We start from the raw sequence: 477 nt of genomic DNA, 5'->3' as shown, positions 1-477 counted from the left end.
ACCGCAGGCAGCGTCTCCAGCGCTGGAAAACTGACCCTCGACAGCACCGGAGCAATCAGCAACCAGGGCGGCAAACTGTTGACTGATGGTGCGCTGGACCTGAAAAGTGCCAGCCTCGACAACAGCCAGAAAGGTAATATCAGCGGCAAAGGCCTGCTGACCCTCAAGACCGGGAATTTCGACAACAGCCATAATGGTCGCGTGAGCAGCAGTGATCGTCTGGACCTGACGAGCGCACAACTGACCAACAGCGATGGTGGCAGCATCGGCAGCAGCCAGGCACTGACCGCGAGTGTCAGCCGCCTGAGTCAGCAGGGCGGTACCCTGTTNTCAGCAGGGCGGTAGCCTGTTCAGCAACACCTCCTTGAGCCTGGACCTGAACAACGGCCAGCTGGACAACCAGGGTGGTTTGATCAACGCACCGGGCGCACTGCTGCTGAAAAACGTCAACGAGGTTCTGAACCAGAACGGCGAAAT

The 477-nt window shown here is 58.8% G+C and carries 1 pseudogene; it reads left to right on the top strand.

The features are described from left to right. A pseudogene (locus AO068_RS02335) lies at positions 1–477 on the top strand (hypothetical protein); the annotation flags it as partial.

Source organism: Pseudomonas sp. ICMP 3272 (genome assembly GCF_001466905.1).
Lineage (GTDB): Bacteria > Pseudomonadota > Gammaproteobacteria > Pseudomonadales > Pseudomonadaceae > Aquipseudomonas > Aquipseudomonas amygdali.
Note: the sequence above shows the minus strand (reverse complement) of the source record. Positions and strands in the feature narration are given on the sequence as shown.